The organism is Thioalkalivibrio sp. XN8 (genome assembly GCF_011058255.1).
In the GTDB taxonomy this organism is placed as follows: domain Bacteria; phylum Pseudomonadota; class Gammaproteobacteria; order Steroidobacterales; family XN24; genus XN24.
Genome location: NZ_JAALFH010000050.1, coordinates 84,217 through 102,964 on the forward strand (window position 1 = coordinate 84,217; position 18,748 = coordinate 102,964).

At 69.9% G+C, this 18,748-nt stretch carries 16 protein-coding genes; 8 read left to right on the forward strand and 8 right to left on the reverse strand.

The window, feature by feature from the left end; translation table 11 throughout:
* Nucleotides 1-80 precede the first annotated feature (80 nt).
* Genes G6N75_RS05895 through G6N75_RS05905 form a run of 3 tightly spaced genes read left to right on the forward strand, consistent with a single transcriptional unit; the run spans nt 81 to nt 3,741 of the window.
* Nucleotides 81-2,153, forward strand: coding sequence for an ATP-dependent helicase (locus G6N75_RS05895; RefSeq protein ID WP_165347425.1), 2,073 nt, complete (start codon nt 81-83; stop codon nt 2,151-2,153).
* A gap of 10 nt (nt 2,154-2,163) precedes the next feature.
* Nucleotides 2,164-2,898, forward strand: a complete 735-nt coding sequence (ppgK, locus tag G6N75_RS05900; RefSeq protein WP_165347426.1) for a polyphosphate--glucose phosphotransferase — start codon at nt 2,164-2,166, stop codon at nt 2,896-2,898.
* A gap of 6 nt (nt 2,899-2,904) precedes the next feature.
* Complete coding sequence (locus tag G6N75_RS05905; RefSeq protein WP_346765499.1) at nt 2,905-3,741, forward strand: alpha/beta hydrolase; 837 nt, start codon at nt 2,905-2,907, stop codon at nt 3,739-3,741.
* Here G6N75_RS05905 and G6N75_RS05910 read toward each other — a convergent pair whose 3' ends face one another.
* Nucleotides 3,742-4,452: an endonuclease/exonuclease/phosphatase family protein gene (locus G6N75_RS05910; RefSeq protein WP_165347427.1), complete on the reverse strand. Its 711-nt coding sequence runs from the start codon at nt 4,450-4,452 to the stop codon at nt 3,742-3,744.
* The gene (locus G6N75_RS05915; protein WP_165347428.1) at nt 4,449-6,596 is read right to left on the reverse strand and encodes a VTT domain-containing protein; all 2,148 of its coding nucleotides are present in this window, start codon (nt 6,594-6,596) and stop codon (nt 4,449-4,451) included. Before G6N75_RS05915 ends, G6N75_RS05910 begins: the two co-directional genes overlap by 4 nt.
* 97 nt (nt 6,597-6,693) lie before the next feature.
* Here G6N75_RS05915 and G6N75_RS05920 point away from each other — a divergent pair, with 97 nt between their 5' ends.
* The 4 genes from G6N75_RS05920 to G6N75_RS05935 all read left to right on the forward strand — a co-directional run bounded on the left by G6N75_RS05920 (nt 6,694) and on the right by G6N75_RS05935 (nt 8,834).
* On the forward strand, nt 6,694-7,254 hold the full coding sequence (locus G6N75_RS05920) for a hypothetical protein (protein WP_165347429.1): 561 nt from the start codon (nt 6,694-6,696) through the stop codon (nt 7,252-7,254).
* Entirely contained in the window at nt 7,251-7,562 is a 312-nt protein-coding gene (locus tag G6N75_RS05925) for a transcriptional regulator (protein WP_165347430.1), read from the forward strand. The genes G6N75_RS05920 and G6N75_RS05925 overlap by 4 nt, the downstream gene beginning before the upstream one ends.
* On the forward strand, nt 7,559-8,026 hold the full coding sequence (locus G6N75_RS05930) for a hypothetical protein (protein WP_165347431.1): 468 nt from the start codon (nt 7,559-7,561) through the stop codon (nt 8,024-8,026). The genes G6N75_RS05925 and G6N75_RS05930 overlap by 4 nt, the downstream gene beginning before the upstream one ends.
* A 67-nt stretch (nt 8,027-8,093) precedes the next feature.
* Nucleotides 8,094-8,834: a hypothetical protein gene (locus tag G6N75_RS05935; protein ID WP_165347432.1), complete on the forward strand. Its 741-nt coding sequence runs from the start codon at nt 8,094-8,096 to the stop codon at nt 8,832-8,834.
* Nucleotides 8,835-8,875: 41 nt separating this feature from the next.
* Here the strand turns inward: G6N75_RS05935 and G6N75_RS05940 are convergent, their stop codons facing one another.
* From G6N75_RS05940 to G6N75_RS05955, 4 genes are all read right to left on the reverse strand, one after another.
* On the reverse strand, nt 8,876-11,008 hold the full coding sequence (locus tag G6N75_RS05940; protein WP_206202955.1) for a prolyl oligopeptidase family serine peptidase: 2,133 nt from the start codon (nt 11,006-11,008) through the stop codon (nt 8,876-8,878).
* Nucleotides 11,009-11,040: 32 nt separating this feature from the next.
* Complete coding sequence (locus G6N75_RS05945; RefSeq protein WP_165347433.1) at nt 11,041-12,198, reverse strand: acyl-CoA dehydrogenase family protein; 1,158 nt, start codon at nt 12,196-12,198, stop codon at nt 11,041-11,043.
* 356 nt (nt 12,199-12,554) lie between these two features.
* A complete protein-coding gene (gene greB / locus G6N75_RS05950) occupies nt 12,555-13,061 on the reverse strand; it encodes a transcription elongation factor GreB (protein WP_165347434.1) in 507 nt (168 codons plus the stop codon).
* Nucleotides 13,058-13,387, reverse strand: coding sequence for a winged helix-turn-helix domain-containing protein (locus G6N75_RS05955; protein WP_165347435.1), 330 nt, complete (start codon nt 13,385-13,387; stop codon nt 13,058-13,060). The genes greB and G6N75_RS05955 overlap by 4 nt, the downstream gene beginning before the upstream one ends.
* Before the next feature lie 51 nt (nt 13,388-13,438).
* On the opposite strand from G6N75_RS05955, the gene G6N75_RS05960 reads away from it, so the two are divergent.
* Nucleotides 13,439-14,938: an NADP-dependent isocitrate dehydrogenase gene (locus G6N75_RS05960; protein ID WP_165347436.1), complete on the forward strand. Its 1,500-nt coding sequence runs from the start codon at nt 13,439-13,441 to the stop codon at nt 14,936-14,938.
* Nucleotides 14,939-14,962: 24 nt separating this feature from the next.
* On the opposite strand, the gene G6N75_RS05965 is transcribed toward G6N75_RS05960, so the two are convergent.
* Nucleotides 14,963-17,011, reverse strand: a complete 2,049-nt coding sequence (locus G6N75_RS05965) for a toll/interleukin-1 receptor domain-containing protein (protein WP_165347437.1) — start codon at nt 17,009-17,011, stop codon at nt 14,963-14,965.
* Between the two features lie 33 nt (nt 17,012-17,044).
* Nucleotides 17,045-18,721 (reverse strand): hypothetical protein, encoded by a 1,677-nt coding sequence (locus G6N75_RS05970; protein WP_165347438.1) that lies wholly within the window; start codon nt 18,719-18,721, stop codon nt 17,045-17,047.
* Nucleotides 18,722-18,748 lie beyond the last annotated feature (27 nt).

An 18,748-nucleotide genomic window follows, 5' to 3' on the forward strand; every position in this document is an offset into this window, starting at 1 on the left:
TCCGGGCCTTGATGCCCGGCGCTGAAAAACGGCCATTCTAACCGCTCGAGGCGGTATTTCCCTCTGTTATAGTCGGCGGCATGTCCCCTGCCGCCGTCCTCGAGGGCCTCAACGAGGCCCAGCGCCGCGCCGTGACCCATGGTGCGCCGGTGCGTCGCGGCAGCCCGCCAGGGGCAGGGCCGCTGCTGGTCATCGCGGGCGCCGGCACTGGCAAGACCATGACACTGGCGCACCGGGTCGGACACCTGGTGCTCGCCGGAGTTCCGCCCCAGCGGATCCTGCTGCTGACCTTCAGCCGCCGCGCGGCGCGGGAAATGACTCGCCGGGCGCGCCGGGTCGTGGGCCAGGCGCTGGCCGACCAGGGCCGCGGCGAGGCTGTGCACCTGCCCTGGGCGGGGACTTTCCACTCAGTGGCCAACCGGTTGCTGCGGGAATTCGCGCCGAACCTCGCGCTGGATGCGGGCTTCTCGGTGCTGGACCGGGGCGACGCCGCCGACCTGATGGACGTGGCGCGCCAGGAGCTCGGCCTCGCCGACGGCCGCCGGCGCTTCCCGCGCAAGGACACCTGCCTCGCCATTTACTCCCGCGTGGTCAATGCGCGGGCCGAGCTGGCGGACTGCCTCGAGGCGCACTGGCCCTGGTGCGGCGACTGGACCGACGAGCTGCGCACGCTGTTCGGGCGCTACGTGGAACTCAAGCAGTCGGCCAGCCTGCTCGACTACGACGACCTGCTGTTGTGGTGGCACGCCCTGATGGAGCCGCCGGCGCTGGCGGCGGCCATCGGCGAGCGCTTCGATCATGTGCTGGTGGACGAGTACCAGGACACCAACCTGCTGCAGGCGGAGATCCTGCTGCGGCTGAAGCCCGAGGGCCGCGGCCTGACGGTGGTGGGCGACGACGCCCAGGGGATTTACTCCTTTCGCGCCGCCGAGGTGGAGAACATCCTGCGTTTTCCGGGGCAGTTCGAGCCGCCGGCGGCGATCGTCACGCTGGAGGAGAACTACCGCTCGGTGCAGCCGGTGCTGGATGCCGCCAACGCGCTGATGGCCGGCGCGGAGCGGCAGTTCCGCAAGGCGCTGCGCTCGGCCCGGCCGTCGGCGCAGAAGCCCTTCTATGTCACCGTGCCGGACGACGAGGCCCAGGCCGACTACGTGATCAATGCCATCCTCGTCGCCCGAGAAGCCGGCCAGCTGTTGCGCCAGCAGGCGGTACTGTTCCGCGCCAGCCACCACAGCGACCGGCTGGAGCTGGAACTGGTCCGGCGCAACATCCCCTTCGTGAAGTACGGCGGGCTGAAGTTCCTCGAGGCGGCGCATGTGAAGGACCTGCTGGCGGTGCTGCGCTGGGCGGACAACCCGAAGAACCGTGTCGCCGCGTTCCGCTGCCTGCAGCTGCTGCCCGGGGTCGGACCGGCGCTGGCGGCCCGGGCCTTCGGCTGGCTGGAGTCGCACGGCTTCGAACCGCCGGCGCTCGGCGCGTGGCAGCCGCCGCCGGCGGCCGCGCCTTACTGGGCGGGCCTGGTGGCGCTGCTCGCGGAACCCGGCCCGGCCGCGGGCGACTGGCATGGGCAGGTCGGGCGGGCCCGGGAGTGGTACCGGCCGCAGCTGGAGCGGCTCTACGAGGAATGGCCGGTGCGCCTCGGCGACCTCGATGCGCTGGAGCAGATTGCCGGCAAGTTCGCCACCCGCGAGCAGTTCCTGACGGAGCTGTCGCTCGACCCGCCGCAGGCCACCGGCGATCTCGCGGGCCCGCCGCTGCTGGACGAGGACTACCTGGTGCTTTCCACCATCCACTCGGCGAAGGGCCAGGAATGGGACTCCGTGTACATCCTGAACGTGGCCGACGGCAATTTTCCCTCGGAGTTCGCCACCGGCAAGCCGGCGCTCATCGAAGAGGAGCGCCGGCTGCTGTACGTGGCCATGACCCGGGCGAAGTCGGACCTGCACCTGGTGGCGCCGTTGAAGTACTGGGTGCCGCAGCAGCCGCGGCACGGCGACCGGCACGTGTACGGCGCCCGCAGCCGCTTCATCGACGAGGCCATGATGGCCCGCCTGGAGCCGCGCTTTCACGGCCCGGCGGAGCCGGGCGCCGGCGGCGCCACGCGCCCCGGGGAAGTGATCGACGTGGCGGCGCGCATGCGCAACATGTGGTGAGGAGCAGCATATGAACATCATCGGCATCGACATCGGCGGCTCGGGCATCAAGGGCGCGCCGGTGGACCTCGGAGCCGGGCGGCTGCTGACGGAGCGCCACAAGCTCCTGACCCCGCAGCCGGCGACGCCCGCTGCCGTGGCCGCGGCGGCGGCCGGGCTGGCGCGGGAGTTCCCGCCGGCGATCCGCTACGGGGTCGCGGTGCCCGCGGTGGTCAAGGATGGCGTGGCTCATACCGCGGCCAACATCGACCCGGAGTGGGTCGGCTGCGACATCGGGCGCCTGTTCGCGGTCGCGCTGGGCGCTCCGGTGACGGTCCTCAACGACGCCGATGCGGCCGGGCTGGCGGAAATGCGCTTCGGCGCCGGCCGGGACGAAGCCGGCACGGTGGTGATGCTCACCTTCGGCACCGGCATCGGCAGCGCGTTGTTCCTGGACGGGCGGCTGGTGCCCAACACCGAGTTCGGGCACATGGAAGTCAACGGCGCCGAGGCCGAGCACCGGGCCGCGGCGCAGCTGCGCAAGAGCCAGGGCCTGTCCTGGGACAAGTGGGCCGCGCGCGTGTCCGAGGTGCTGGTGGCGCTCGAGAATCTCGTCTGGCCTGACCTGTTCATCGTCGGCGGGGGCGTCAGCCGCAAGGCGGACAAGTTCATGCCCCTGCTGGAGTGCCGTACGCGCGTCGTCCCGGCCGCGCTGGGCAATGATGCGGGCATCGTCGGCGCCGCGCTCGCCGTGGCGGGGGACTGAAGCCGGGTGAAGGGCGTGGCTGCGGTGCTGGTGGTGGTGGCGGCGGTCTACGCCCTGCTGGTCGCCCTGCTGTGGGCGCGGCAGGAAAGCATGCTGTTCCTGCCCTCGATCCCCTCGCGCGAGCTGGTGGCCACGCCGGCGGCCCTCGGCCTCGAGTACGAAACCCTGGCGCTCGAGACCCGCGACGGCGAGACCCTCCACGGCTGGTTCGTGCCCGCGCCCCGCGAGCGCGCGGTGCTGCTGTTTTTTCACGGCAATGCCGGGAACATCTCGCACCGGCTGGACTCGCTGCGCATTTTTCATACGCTCGGACTGTCCGTGCTGATGATCGATTACCGCGGCTACGGCCGCAGCACCGGCCGTCCGTCCGAACAGGGCACTTACGAGGATGCGCTCGCCGCCTGGCAGCACCTCGTCGACGGGCGCGGCATCGAGCCCGGCCGGATCATCCTGTTCGGCCGCTCGATGGGCGGCGCGGTCGCCACCTGGCTGGCGGCGCAACAGGCGCCCCGGGGGCTGATCGTCGAGTCCGTCTTCCGTTCCGTGCCGGACCTCGCCGCGGAGATCTACCCGTTCCTGCCGGTGCGCCTGCTGGCGCGTATCGACTATCCCGTCGAGGACCTGCTGGCTAGGGTGAACGCGCCGGTGCTGGTCGTCCACAGCCGCGACGACGAGATCATCCCGTTCAGCCACGGCGAGGCGCTGCATACGGCGGCCGGCCGCGAAGGCGAGTTGCTGGTGCTGGCCGGGGATCACAACACCGGTTTCCTGCTCGACGAGGCGCGCTACCGGGCCGGGCTGGACGCTTTCCTGGCCGGCCTCGGGCTCCCCGCGCCGCGCTGATCAGCCTGGATCCTGCGCCAGGTCCAGCTGCGCCACGACCGGCAGGTGATCCGAGGCGTCGCGCGCCAGCGGGCTGGCGTGGACCTCGAGACTGCGCAGGCAGCGGAGCGGCTTCACCCAGATCCGGTCGAGCGCAAACAGCGGCCGATGCGCCGGAAACGTCCGCGGCGCCGGGGTCGGGCCGAAGTGGGCATGCAGGCGGCGCAGCGGCCGCCCCCACATGAACCACTCGTTGAGGTCGCCCATCAGCACCGTCGGCCCGGGCACGCCGGGATCCATCGCCGACAACAGCGTGGTGATCTGTTGCCGTCGCTCGTAGGGCCTCAGGCCCAGGTGCGTGGCGAACACCTGCAGCGGGGCGCCCGGCGTATCCAGCAGCGCGTCCAGCGCGCCGCGGGGCTCCCGTCCGGGCGTGCTGAGATCGAGCCGGTGCAGTTCCAGTACCGGGACGCGGGTCAGCAGCGCGTTGCCGTAATCACCGACCGGGCGGAGCATGGTGGCACCGGCAAGCGCGCGCATCCCGGTCAGTTCGGCCAGCAGCGACAACACTTCGAGATCGCCGTGGTGGGACTCGACCTCCTGCAGCGCCACGACGTCGGCATCCAGCTCGCCGATCACCGCCGCGATGCGCTGCGGATCGCGCCTGCCGTCCCGCCCGACGCCGCTGTGGATGTTCCAGGTGGCCAGGCGCAGTTTGCCGTCGCTGCTCATTCCGCCGCTGAGCTGCCCTGCTTGCTGGCGCGGCGCCGGCGCAGTAAGCGCCGCAGCCAGGCCATGCCCACGACGATCACGATCACCGCCGCGCTGAGCAGGCCGAGAGTGACCGGCTGGGGGTCGCGCAGCGTCGCCAGGATCCGATCGATGAAGAGCGCGATGGCCGTGATCCCGGGCGCCATGCCGAGCACCGTGCCGAGCAGGTAGTCCCGCAACCGGATGTGGGTGGCTCCGGCCACCAGGTTGATGATCGTGAACGGCGCGACCGGAATGATCCGGACCGTCGTCACCGCCAGCACGCCGCGCCGGCCCAGCTCCCGGCTGAGCCGGTCGAGCCGGGAGCCGGCGATGCGGCGCACTGTGCCCCGGCCGAATACCGTGCCCAGCCAGTACGTGGCCATCGCGCCCAGGAGGCAGCCGAGGGCGGCGTACACGGCGCCCTCGAGGGGGCCGAAAACCAGGACCACCACTGCGATCATCAGGGTCACGGGGACCACCAGCAGCGTGCCGAGCAGGAACGCTCCCAGCACGGCCAGCGGTGATGCCGGCAGGGTCTCGAGCATCTCTACGAACTGTTGCAGTCTCGCCGGCGACAGCCATTCGGCCAGGTCGGTCCAGCGCCAGGCGATGGCCAGCCCGATGAAGAACGCCAGCAAGCCGCCCATCATCAGCATGCGCCCCACGCTGGAGGCCTGGGTCTCACCCGGCAGCAGGCGGGCGGCCAGCCGGGCGGGCTCGATGGGCCGCTCCGGGTCGATGATGTCGCCTTTCGGGATCATCACGTCCAGGCTCTCGGAGAGATGGGGTTCCAGCGTGGCCAGGCTCCGGCCCTCGCCGCGGAGCGACTCGATGGCGCCGACCAGCGAGCCGGTTTCCTTCTCTGCCTCCGCCACGCGTTCCGTATCGGTATCGAGATGCTCCGCCAGCAGGCGGCGGCGCAGTCCCGCGATGGCCCGGCTGATGCGTTGCTCGCCACGCGCTTCGAGCACCAGGTTGCACTCGGTGTCGAAGCCCATGGAACGGTTGTTGAGGTTGGCCGAGCCGATGGTCAGCAGTTCGTCGTCCATTACCAGCACCTTGGAGTGCAGGTTCAGGCGGTACTCGCTGGCGGGCCCGAGATCGGCGTAATAACTGCCATAGCGCTCCGGCGGCGCGATGTCACGTAGGCGCCGGTGGAGGCGGGCGCGCATGACGCCGATGGTATAGGTCTCGAGCCAGCTGTTGTCGTCGCTGCGGGTCACCAGCGCGATCTCGGGACCGTCCTCCTCCCGCAGGCGTTCGGCCATTGCGTCGGCTATGGTCGCCGCGCTGAAATACTGGTTTTCGAGGTAGAGCTGGCGCCGCGTCGCCGCGATCGCGTCGAGGTGGAGCTGCTTGATCTCCTGTACTTCCGGCCAGTCCTCGTGTTCCGGCTCGGTGCGCGCAATGCCGACATCCACGTCCTCGAGGTCGGGCTCGAGGTCTGCCGGCCAGGGGTCGTCCGGCCGCGAGGCTTCGACAGGCTTGAGTTCGTTGCCGGTAGCGCGCCGCCAGCGTTCCCGCGCCAGGTCCCCCAGCGCGGCGGCGGCCGGCCCGTCGACAGCCATCTGCACGTCGTGAAAGGGGGGGCAGGGATCGCCCGAGGGATGCTTGCGCAGCGGGTCGTCCGGGCGGTGTGCCGGCGTGTCCCAGCGGCAGTGAGTCAGGTCCAGTCCGCCGACGAAGGCGATGGCGTCGTCCACCACCAGCACCTTCTGGTGGTGCGAGGCGCCCACGGGATGGCAGCCGTCGAACTCGAACCGCACACGGCGATGCGAGCGCCAGCCCAGCTTGTAGCTCGGCAGGACCTCGCGATCGGGCGCATAGAGCATTGCGTAGTCCCAGTCGAGAATGTTGACCCGGAGCTTGCGCCGGCGCTTCACCAGCGCATTGAGGAACTCGCCAAGCGGCGCCGGCAGGCCGTCGTCGGCCCCGCCCGGCAACAGCTCCATGCGGCTGTCGATGTCCCAGGCCAGGATCAGGATGGAGCGCTGCGCCCGCGCCATCGCGGCGCGCGCGGCGGCGAAGTAGGCGGCGCCGTCGACGAGGAAAGAAACCCGGCCGGCGCGTTCGATCCGCCAGCAGTTCGTTCCGGGCCGCAGCAGCCCGATCTCGCTTGACATGCCCCAATTATAGGTCCCCGGGTCCAGCCGAAAGCCCGCTTGCGTTTTTCAATGGTTGCAGAGTACTCTAAAAAACAGAGACAGACGGAGATGCCCCATGGCCCAGTTCAGAGAAGACCTCGCTTACGTTCGCCGCATTGTCGAGGACAGCCGCGCGGCAATGAGAATCGATATGCTGCCCTTGCTGGTGTGGGGCGGGCTGACGGTGATCGGCGTCACCCTGGCGTATGCCTTCGACTCGGTGGACAGTCCCTGGTTGTGGGCGGTGCTGGTCGGCGTGGCCTGGCTCTATACGGCCCGCCGCGCTTCGAGCGGCCGGGCTGAGGCCAGGCTGTTCGCGCACCGGGTGCTAGGCACCACATGGTTCGCGGTACTGACGTCCATGACCCTGATCGGATTCGTAGGGGCTTTCTCGGGCGTCCTGCCGACCCAGGCCATCACGCCGGTGCTCGCCTCGCTGTTCGGCGTGGGCTACCTGGCAAGCGCCATCCTGATAGACCGCCGGGCCCTGGCGTGGCTGGCGGCGAGCTGGTGGGTCGGCTCCGTGGCGCTGTTCTTCCTCCCGGGGGGACTGCGCCTGCTGGTATTCGGCCTCCTGGTAGCCGCGCTCCTGATGGTGCCGGCGCTGCTCATGCACCGAGGCACCCGGTCACGATGAAGCGGAGTCACGATTACCGCCAGCTCGATCCGTTGCTGGTATCGCGCATCAGGCTGGCCGTGATGACGCTGCTGGCGACGGTCGCCCGGGCTGATTTCAGTTTCCTGCGCGACCAGATCGGCGCCAGCGACGGCAATCTCGGGGCTCATATGCAGCGGCTGGTGGCCGCCGGCTACGTGGAAGAGAGCAAGCGCTTTATCGAGCGGAAACAGAACACGAGCTACCGTCTTTCCCGGCGTGGCCGGTCCGCCCTGGAGAGTCATCTCGCCCTGCTGCGGTCCCTTGTCGAACGGGACGATTCTTCATGATCGGCACCGGCGCTGCGCTCGTTGGGCTGGTGCTGGCGGCGCTTCTCGCCGCCGAGCCGGCAGTGGTGCTCGACGACCAGTTCGGGCGGCGGTCCGCGGTGTTGCCGGTCACCGGCGCCCCCGCCGTCGTCGTCTACAGCGACGGCGCCGGTGCCATCGAAGCCGGTCCCTGGCTGAAGCGCCTGCGCAGAGGGTCGTGCCACGTCATCGAAGTGGCGAATCTCGTCGAGGTGCCCGCGATTGCGCGCCCTATCGTACGGCGCCGGTTTCGGGCCGCCAGTCGGGTGCTGCTCGACTGGCGGGGCGAACTGGCCAGTGTCCTGGGGTTCGTGTCCGGGCACGCCAACCTGTACCTGTTCGGCGCAGGCGGGCAGCTGCTGGTTCACTTTCACGCCGCGCAGGACGAGGCGGGACGCGCGTTGTTCGTGGGCCTGTTGCTGGAGGTCTGCGGCGTTGATGCTTGAGCGACGACCGCCGCGGACGGCGTTTGCGGGCGCCCTGGTCACCGAGCTCCATCGGCGCGGCCCGGGCTTGAGCCGCGTGGGCCTGGCTCACCTCGGGCTGTTTGCGGTCCTGCTCGTCTGCATGGTTTTCGACCCGCGGCAGGTCGCCGGCTTCAACGTCTGGCTGAAGCCTGCCAAGTTCGCGCTCTCCATCAGCGTCTATCTCCTCACGATGGCGTGGCTCATGGGCGAGATTCAACGGGCGCGGCGTGCAGCAGCGCTTCTGGCCGGGGTCATCATCGCCACGATGATCCTGGAACAAACCCTGATCACGATGCAGGCCGCGCGCGGCACGACCTCCCATTACAACAACGCCACGCCTTTCGACAGCGCCGTATTCAGCCTGATGGGGCTGGGAGTCGCTGCCAATTCGGCGGCGGCTTTGGGCGTGTTCCTTCTTTTCATGGCCGAGCGCCGACCCGTGGTTACCGCTTATATCATGGGAATACGGCTCGGCCTGCTGATCTTCCTGCTGGGCAGCGTCCAGGGTTTCGTCATGATCGCCCACGGCGGGCATACCGTCGGCGCGGCCGACGGCGGTCCCGGGATGCCCCTGGTCGGCTGGAGTTCCGTGGCGGGGGACCTGCGAGTCGCCCATTTCATCGGCATCCACGCCCTGCAGGTGCTGCCGATTCTGGGCCTGATCATTGACCGCTGGTCCGCGGATCCCCGCTTACGGGTCGGTGCGGCGCTGCTTGCCGCCGCAGCGTACCTCGGCGTCGGCCTGGCGGCCTTCGACTCTGCGGTGCGCGGTCGATCCTGGGCGTGAGCCACATCGCGCCGGCTCGCTGCGGCGGCCCGTGACCTCGCCTATTGCTCGCTCGGCCTGCCGACTCCCATCGCCCAGGCAAAAAACGCGTACAGCTCGGCGAACTCGTCGATCAGCAGGTGGCGCGGCTTGGCCCCGCCGGAGGCGTGGCCGGCCCGCGTCTCGGTGCGGAGCAGGATCGGGCGGTCACAGCCCTGGGCATGCTGCAGTGCGGCGGCGAACTTGTAGCTGTGCCAGGGCACGACGCGGTCGTCGAACTTGCCGGTATGGATGATGGTGGCCGGGAAACAGGTGCCCGGCCGGACGTTGTGCACCGGCGAGTACTCCAGCTGCGCCCGGAAGTCGGACTCGATCTCGGACAACCCGTAGTCGCCCATCCACGCCCGCGCATTGGCGCTCGGCGTGTGGTAGCGGAGCATGTCGAGCACGCCGACCGCCGGGCCCGCGGCGATGAACAGGTCCGGCCGCTGCAGCATCACCGCGCCCACCAGCAGGCCGCCGTTGCTGCGGCCATAGACCGCCAGCTTCTCCGGCGAGGTCCAGCGCTCGGCGATCAGCCACTCGGCCGCAGCGATGAAGTCGTCGAACACGTTCTGCTTGCGTTCGCGCGTCCCGGCCGCGTGCCAGTCGGCGCCGTACTCGCCGCCGCCGCGCAGGTTGGCGATCGCCAGCACGCCGCCCATGTCCAGCCAGCCCAGCAGCCGCAGGTCCCAGCCCGGCAGCATGGATACGCTGAAGCCGCCATAGCCGTAGAGCATCGTGGGGTTCATGCCATCGAGCTCGACGCCCTCGCGGTGGACGATGAACATCGGCACGCGGGTGCCGTCCTTGCTGGGGTAGAACACCTGCCGGGTCACCAGCGTGTCGGTCTCCAGCGCCGTGCTCTTCTGGTAGAAGGGCATGACCGCGGCGTCCTCGACCTGGAAGCGCAGTACGCTGCCGGGATTGGTGAAGCTCTGGAACGAGAAGAAGGTCTCGGTCGACATGGGTGAGCCGACGAAGCCGGCGACCCGGCCGATGCCGGGCAGGCCCAGGGTCCGGCGATTGCTGCCGTCCAGCGCGAACAGGTCGACCCGGCTCTTGGCGTCCTCCAGGTAATGCACGATCAGCTGGTCGCCGACCAGCGAGACGCCTTCCATCGGCAGCGCCGATTCCGGCACCACGTCGTGCCAGTGCGCCAGATCGTTGAGGTCGACCGCCACCACCCGGCCGCGCGGTGCGCCGATGTTGGTGGCGAGATACACCGTGTCGCCGATGGTGCCGAGATAGGAAGCCCGGCCGTCCCAGCTGTCGACCAGGCGGACGACTTCGGCGTCCTCTTCCTCCAGCGGCAGCAGGTAGATGCCGTTGGTACGGCTGTTCTCGTAGATGCTCAGCACCAGGTGCCGGCCGTCGGAGGACATGATGGCGAAGGGCGAGCGGGTCGGGTGGTCCGTCACGGCGAACACGTGGGTGTCTTCCGACTGCGGCGTGCCGATGGCATGGAACCAGATCTCGGCCTGCTGCTGGTCGTCCCACTCGCCGGCGTCGTTCTTCGGGTAGCGGGCGTAGTAGAAGCCGCTGCCGTCATGGCGCCAGGCCGCGCCGGTGAACTTGGTGCCCTCGAGCACTTCCGGCAGGTCCTCGCCGGTGGCCAGGTCGCGGACGCGCCAGATGGTCCAGTCCGAGCCGCCCACCGTGGCCGCCCAGGCCATGTGAGTCGCCTCGCGATTGACGCTCCAGCGCGCCAGCAGCGTGGTGCCGTCCTCGGACAGCGTGGCCGGGTCGAGCACGACCTGCCACTCCGCGTCGGCGCCGGCGGCCACCATCAGCCGGCTCAGGGTCGCGGTGCCGTCGTTGTACTCGAAGAAGTACTTGCCGCCGTGGACGCGCGGCGTCGTCAGGCGCTCGGTGCGCCACAGCTCGTCGAGGCGCGCCCGGGTCCGCTCGAAGCCGGGCAGCGACTGCAGGAAAGCCGCGGAGTGGGCGTTCTGGGCCGCGATCCAGGCATCCAGGTCCGGCGTATCCAGGGCCTCCATCCAGCGGTAGGGGTCGGGCACCTCGACGCCGAAGTACTCGTCCACCTGGTCGACGCGCCGGGTCTCCGGATAGGCCGGGGCCGCCGGCTGCGGGCCCATGGAGCTGCAGCCCGCGAGCAGCAGCCCCAGGGCAAGAACGATGCCTTGCCTGAACATGTGTAGTCTCCGCGTTGGCTGGCGGCCGGCGTTCAGCGCAGGCCGGTTTCCTGGCGGGCGATGACCATCCGCTGGATCTCGCTCGTGCCCTCGTAGATTTCCGTGATCTTGGCGTCGCGGAAGTAGCGCTCGATCGGCATTTCCTTGCTGTAGCCCATGCCGCCGTGGATCTGCACCGCCGCGTGCGTGATGAACATCGCGGCCTCGGAGGCGAACAGCTTGGCGCAGGAGGACTCGGTGGTGTTGCGCAGGCCGGCCGCGGCCGCGACCTTCTTGTTCCAGGCCGCTTTCAGCGTCAGCAGGCGGGCGGCCTCGAGCCGCATCTTCATGTCGGCGACCTTGGCCTGGATCATCTGGAAGCTGCCGATCGGCGTGCCGAAGGCGTGGCGCTCGCGCACGTAGTCGAGGCTCGCCTCGTAGGCGGCGCGGGCGATGCCCACGGCCTGGGCGGCAATGCCGATCCGGCCGGCGTCGAGGATGCTCATGGCGATCTTGAAGCCGTCGCCCTCGTTGGCGATCCGGTCCTCCGCCGCGCAGCGGTAGTCGGCGAGCTCGATCTCGCAGGTGGCCGAGGCGCGGATGCCCAGCTTGGGCTCGGTCTTGCCGCGGTGGAAGCCTTCCTTCTCGGTGTCGATCATGAAGGCCGAGACGCCCTTCGGGCCGGCGTCCGGGTCGGTCATGGCGAACAGCAGGATGTACTTGGCGACGGGGCCGGAGGTGATCCAGGACTTCTTGCCGTTGATGACGTAGTGGTCGCCCTCGCGCACCGCCCGGGTACGCATGTTGGCGGCGTCGGAGCCCGACTGCGGCTCGGTCAGGGCGTAGGCGGCGAAAACTTCGCCCGAGGCCACCGGCGTCACGTACTTCTGCTTCTGCGCCTCGGTGCCGTACTGCAGGATGCCGTTGCAATAGAGCGAGTTGTGCACCGAGATGATGGTCGAGTGGGCGGCATCGGCCGCGGCGATCTCTTCCATCATCAGCGCGAAGCCGACCGCGTCCAGCGCCGAGCCGCCGTACTCTTCGGGCACCTCGACGCCCATGAAGCCCAGCTCGCCGGCGTTGCGCAGGGTTTCTTCCGGGAACTTCCCGCTGATGTCGAACTCGGCCGCGATGGGGGCGATCTCGCGCTGGGCGAAGTCGCGGGCGGCTTCCTGGATCATGAGCTGTTCTTCGGTAAACGAGAAGTCCATTGCGGGTCTCCCGGGGGGTGCGCTTGGTAAGCCCGCAATTTTACCCCACCGTGGGTCGGACCGCGCACGGCTCCCCTCGCTCAAAAAGTTTCAATATCGCTCGGTGAGCCGTGCGCGTCCCGACCCGCTGCCGGGAAATCCCGCGGGCACTGGCCAGCGCCGCCCCGGAGACCGCATGTCGCTCGGCCCGGAACGCTTGCGGGCGGTCCCGGGGTCCTTGCGAGGCGCTGCTGGGTATACCCGTGGTGGCGCTGCAGTGGCCGGGACATGACAGGGGTCCCTCGAGCGGCATAAGAATTCCAAGCGAGGGGGACCCCTGTCATGGTCCGGCCACGGACCGGTTCCCAGCCGGAGGTTCAGCCGGGACGCTCGTAGCTGACCTCGAGCAGCACCCAAGTCTTCCGCCCGGCCGCGACCTCCAGCGTGACCTCGTCCCCGGGGCTGCGCTTCATGAGCGCGCGCGCCAGCGGCGCGTCCATGCTGATGTACTCGGGCGCGTGGTCGAACTCGTCCGGGCCGACGATGCGAAAGCGCGCGACCGTGCCGGCCTCGTCCTCCGCCGTCACCCAGGCGCCGAAGAAGACCTGCTCGGTGCCGGCCGGGCTGCGGTCGACCACCTTGAGCACGGCCAGGCGCTTGCGCAGGAAGCGGATGCGCCGGTCGATGCCGCCGAGCTGCTTCTTGCGGTAGGTGTACTCGGCGTTCTCCGAGCGGTCCCCCTCGGCTGCGGCCGCGGCCAGCGCGCGGACTACCTCGGGACGCTCGACGCGCCACAGCCGATCGAGTTCCTCGCGCAGGCGGGCCGCGCCCTCCGGGGTGATATAGGGCGAGGAGGGCGGCGCGGGCGGCCGGTAGCGGCTCATGCCTCCGGCGCGGCGGTCACCGAGCGCAGCAGTTCGCCCACGGTGCAGTGGCGCTCCAGCGGGTGGCGCAGGGGCGCGTCGAGGTTCAGGTGGTAGTGGTTGCGCCGGCCGTGGCGCTCGCGCCGGACCACGCCGCCGGCCTCGAGTTCGGCCACGATCCGCTGCACGGCCCGCTCGGTGATGCCGACCTGCTGCGCGACTTCGCGCAGGACCTGGTCGGGATTGCGGGCCAGGCACACCAGCACGTGGGTGTGATTGCTGAGGAAAGTCCAGCCGACCGCCTCGCCGGCAGGGGCGTTGCCAGCAGGGGGGTTGCTTCCGGCCATGTTTTGCGTTTTACTATTCACGAAACGTACTTCGTATATCAGGAGCCTTCAATGTCTGCCGTCCTCGCGCCTCTCAGCCACGCCGCCCTGCCGCAGGCCCTGCCTGCCCGGACCATCGCCGTCGCGGCCGGCGACGGGATCGGCCCCGAGATCACGGCCGCCGTGCTCGGCGTCCTGGCTGCGGCCGATCCGACCCTCAGCTTCCAACAAGTCACCGTCGGGCTCAAGGCCTACCAGTCCGGCGCGAGTTCGGGCTTCGGGCCGGAAGCGCTCGATGCGGTCACCGGGCACGGGGTGATCCTGAAGGGCCCGGTGATGACGCCCTCCGGCGGCGGCTACAAGAGCGTCAACGTCAGCTTCCGCAAGCTGCTCGGCCTCTACGCCAACGTCCGGCCCAGCATCGCTTACCACCCCTTCGTCACCGCCATGCATCCCGAGATGGACGTGGTGGTGATTCGCGAGAACGAGGAAGACACCTACGCCGGCATCGAGCACCGCCAGACGGACGAGGTCGTCCAGTGCCTGAAGCTGGTCACGCGCCCGGGCTGCGAGCGCATCTGCCGCTACGCCTTCGAGTACGCCCGCGCGCACGGCCGGCGCAAGGTCACCTGCATGACCAAGTCGAACATCATGAAGCTGACCGACGGGCTGTTCCAGCAGGTGTTCGAGGAGATCGCCCGCGACTACCCGGAGATCAAGGCCGAGCACATGATTATCGACATCGGCACGGCCCGCATGGCCGCGCGGCCCGGCGATTTCGACGTAGTCGTCACGCCCAACCTCTACGGGGACATCCTCTCCGACGTCGCCGCCGAGGTGTCCGGCTCGATCGGGCTGGCCGGCTCGGCCAATATCGGCCGCGACTGCGCCATGTTCGAGGCCGTGCACGGCTCGGCCCCCGACATCGCCGGCAAGAACATCGCCAACCCCTCAGGCCTGCTGCTGGCCGCGGTCATGATGCTGCGCCACCTCGGCCGCCACGAGCCGGCGACGCTGATCCACAATGCCTGGCTGCGCACCCTCGAGGACGGCGTGCATACCGGCGACATCTTCCGCGCCGGCATCAGCAAGCGCCGGGTCGGCACCCAGGGCTTCGCCGAGGCGGTCATCGAGCGCCTCGGGCTGCGGCCGCGGCATTTCCCGGAGGTGGCCGAGGGCAACACGATGCCTGCCTTGCCGGCGACCGGGGCGGCCGCGCCCAGCCGGCCGCAGCGGAAAGAGCTGGTCGGCGTCGACGTGTTCCTGCACTGGGACGAGCAGGCGCGCGACCCGGCGGTGCTCGGGCGCCGGCTCGAGACCCTGCGCACGGCCGGCCTCGGCTTCGAGCTGATCACCAACCGCGGCGTGAAGGTCTACCCCGGCGGCTGCCCGCAGACACTGCGCTCGGACCATTGGCGCTGCCGCTTCTCCGGTGACGGCTCGACGGTAGACCGGCGCGAGATCCCGGAGCTGCTGGTGCTGCTGGCCGAGGCGGGCTTCGACGTCGTCAAGACCGAGAACCTGTACGCCTTCGACGGTGAGCCGGGTTACTCCCGGGCGCAGGGGGGCTGACCACGGGGGTTGCCTGTTCGAGGCTCAGTTTCCCCGGGGCGGCAGCGGCAGCCGAGGGTCCGCGTAGCCCAGGGCACGCAGTGCCTCGAGTGTCTCGCGCGCCTGGTCCTCGCGCCCCAGCCAGGCCGCCAGCCGGCAGAACAGGACATCGTGGTCTATCCCTCGCGCCCCCCGGGGCGGCAGCGCGTCGAGGCCTGCCTGCCAGGCGCGGCTCGCGGCCGCATCGTCACCGGCCGCTGCCAGCGCAAGACCGAGCGTGTCCTGGACCATGATGGCAGTCACGCCCTCGGCCGCCAGCACAGGCCCGCCTGCCAGGAGAACCTCGCGGGCCTCTGTTGCCCCGGCTACGGCCGCCCGCGTCCGTCCGGAGCGAAGATCGGCCATGGCCCGGACGCGGAGCGACATGGCCAGGCTGCGCCGGAACTCGACCGAGGTAGGTTCCTGCTCTACCAGGGCTCTATACCCCGCGATGGTCGCATCCAGTACCGCCTGGTCGGCTTCGCTCCCGCCTGTAACCATGTCAAGTTCCGCGACCTGGCGCTGGCTCTTAAGCTGGGACGAGCTCCAGCGGGCGTTAGTGGGGTCGTGCGCGACCAGGCTGTCCCGGATCGCCAGGGCTGCGGCCAGGCTTTCGCGCGCGGCCGCTACTTCGCCGCGCCGCAGGCGCACGTCGGCGAGGAAGTAACTCATGGTGCCGACTTGTTCGTGATGCACGGGGCTCGCACTCAACCGGTGCGCGCGCTCCGCATAGTCCAGCCCTCCGGCAAAGGCGTTCTCCGCCTCAGTGAGCTGCCGCAGGTCGAGCAGGGTGGAGCCGGCCCAGGACCAGTTGTCGCTCATCAGCATCAGCAGCTGGGTGTCTTCCGGGGCGGCATCGACCAGCGGCTGAGTCGTGGTGATCGCGTCCCGGAAAAACTGCAATGCAAGTTCCTGGTCGCCCTCCTGCCGTGCGATGGCGCCGAGGTTGCCGAGGGCGTAGGCCAGCTCCAGCCGGTAGTCCTCCTTGTCCGGGTCGCGCTCGAGGAGGGTGCGCGTGTGGGCCATGTAGGTCTGCATGGATTCCCCTGCGGCCGCCAGCCGGCCCCGCTCCCAGGCCACATAGCCGACCCAGAACTCGGCCTGGCCGAGCTCGAACAGGTACCGCTCCTGCGCCGGGTAGCCCTCATGCAGGGCCGCGGTGATGTCGCGCGACTCGCTGAAGGCGTCCAGCGCCTCCTCCAGCTGTCCCTGGTGGAAGCGGACTTCGCCGATCTGGCGCAGCGCCATGGCGCGCGCCAGGACCTCCTCTTCGCTGCCCTTGTCACCAAGCTCGGCGAAGTACTGCATGGCCTGCTCGCCGACGGCGTCCAGCATGTCGAGCTGGCCGAGCGGTTCCAGGCGCGCGCGCAGGTCGCCCAGCATGAACCCGATCAGGTTCTCGGCCTGTCCGCGGCGCAGCTCCGCTTCCTCGCGCGCCAGCTGGGCGTTGATGGCCAGGCCGATAGTGACCACTGCCACCACCGAGGCCAGCGCCGCCAAGCCCGAGGCGACCCGCAGGCGGCGTTGCTGGTCCCGCTGCCGCAGGGCGTCGACGCCCACGCCGAGCAGTCCGGCGGCAATCTTGAGCAGCGCCCCGCGGCGCCCGTCGGCCTGCTCGCGCGGGTCCGCGGCGAGGGGCTCGGGTAACGGGTCGCCGGCGTCGTCGCGGAGCAGCGCAGGCGGGAAGGCGCAGTCCGCGGCGGCCGGCTCCGGGCTGCCGGCGACCATCAGGCACAGTACGGGCCGGTCCGGGGCCATGCGGCGAAACGACCGGATCTCCTCGTTGACCCACCGCGAGGCGGCGGCGGCCGGCGAGCAGATCACGACCAGGGCCTCGGCGCGCGCCAGCGCCGCGCGGATGGAATCGCCCAGGTCGCCGCTGGAGGCCAGCTCCTCGCGGTCCCGGAACACCGGATAGAGCCGTCGGGGCAGTTCCGGGCGTGCCGCCCGCAGGCGGCCGGGCACCCGGTATCGCTCCAGCCCGAGCTGGAGCCAGCCGGCCCAGGCCTCGTCGGCATGGCTGTAGCTGATGAAGGCGCGATACCGGTCAGACATGCGCGACAACCTCCTGCATCCCGCCCCGCTGCGTCACAGCTTGCCGTGCTCGGGCGGTCGCTCGCGATGCATCAGGATCCACTCCGTATGCTCGTCCAGCGCGGCGTCGCCCAGCGCCCGCAGGATGCCGCGCCGCTCGGCGTCGTTGGTAGCGGAGTCCAGGCGCCGCCGGGCGTTCGAGAAGATGCGGTGCATGAAGCGATACTGCTTGACCAGTTCCTTGTCCGCCGAGCGGAAGGCGTAGGCCTCGCGCACCGCGGCGGCGAGCGTCAGCGCACCGACGGTGAAGAGCAGCACGTCGTGCCAGGTCTCCGGCAGCCATGCCGCGGTGACGGCGAGCACGGCGGCCACGCCGATACCGGTGCATAACGCGATGCGCCCCATGCGCTCGGTCAGCACGTTGCGGTGCGAGCGCTGCAGTGCCCGGTTGGCGTAGTAGCCGATCTGGCCGCTGTCGGGACGGCCGATCCATTCGCGGATCGCGAACTCGACGCCATCCGGCGAGCGCGGCCGGATACCGTCGGGATCGGCATCGCTCTTGATGGCGGCGTTGCGCATGACGTGCCGGATCCACGACAGTTCGACATCCTGCTTCTGCAGGAAGACGTCATGCGCGAACCGGCCGCCGCCCGGGCTCGAGAGGCCGGCCATGCTCCAGTACACCTGCACCCGCAGGCCCTCGGCGAGCGCCCGGTAGTCGAGGTAGCGCCGGTGCCAGGCGCCGCGCTCGGCCTGGCGGTGCAGGTAGACGCCGGCCGCGAACAGCGCGAGGAAGGCCCACAGCACGAAGCGCGCGGGGTACAGGTCCGAATAGAGGACGAAGGCGAGACCCATGAAGAAGCCGAGGGTGTAGAGCGTGCGCAGCGAGCGGCGGACCCGTTTCTGGTAGATGTTCGCCAGCCAGTCGGCCGCGATGAAGAGGTGATCCACGTGCTCCACGGCCGGCGGGAACGGCCGGTTCTCCAGCAGCGACCGGCCATGGTGCTCGATGGAAGCGCGGTGTTGCAGGCATTCGCCGGCGAAGGACTCCATGTGCGTGAAGATGTTGCGGTAATGAGCGGGCAGGTCGCTGGTGCGCGGCTCGTCCGGGTCGTCCGTCAGCCAGCCGATCTCGCCCGGCACCCGCTCCTCGACCGGGCTGCCGTCCGGTTGGGCGCGTGAACAGGCGATGTGGTAGACGAGATCGTTCTCGTTGTCCGCGAGCAGGTCCTCGGGACCGACCTCGTCCGGGTCGGAGCCCGGCAGGTAACCGGTGATACGGTAGTTGACGATGTCCGCAGTCCCGCCGCGCAGTACCGGCGGCTTGCCGTCCCACAAGGCGACCAGCACCTGGCAGTGGCTGGCGATGAAGACGCCGGCCCCGGCATAGCGACCCTCGCGGCCGGCCTCGGTGTCGGGCGGCGGCAGCCCGCGCACCGGAGCCAGCTCCATGACCTCGGAGCGCGCCAGCAACTGGTGGAACCTTTCGCGGGAGGCCGGCTCGATGAAATCCTTCTCGTACTCCGCCACCGGCATGGGCAGCACCGCCACCAGCGGGATCCCGCGCTCCAGGGCGACCTCGGCGAACAAGCGGTCGGCGCCTTCGGCCAGGGAGGAAAGCGCTTTCAGTGGCAGTCCCGGGAATTCCCTGCCGAGGTAATCCAGCAGTTCCGCGATCCGGGCTCGCAGCACGGGCAGCTCGACGTCCACCAGGTCTCGGTGGCCCGTCACGCCTATGGCCAGCGATATGGGCGGTCG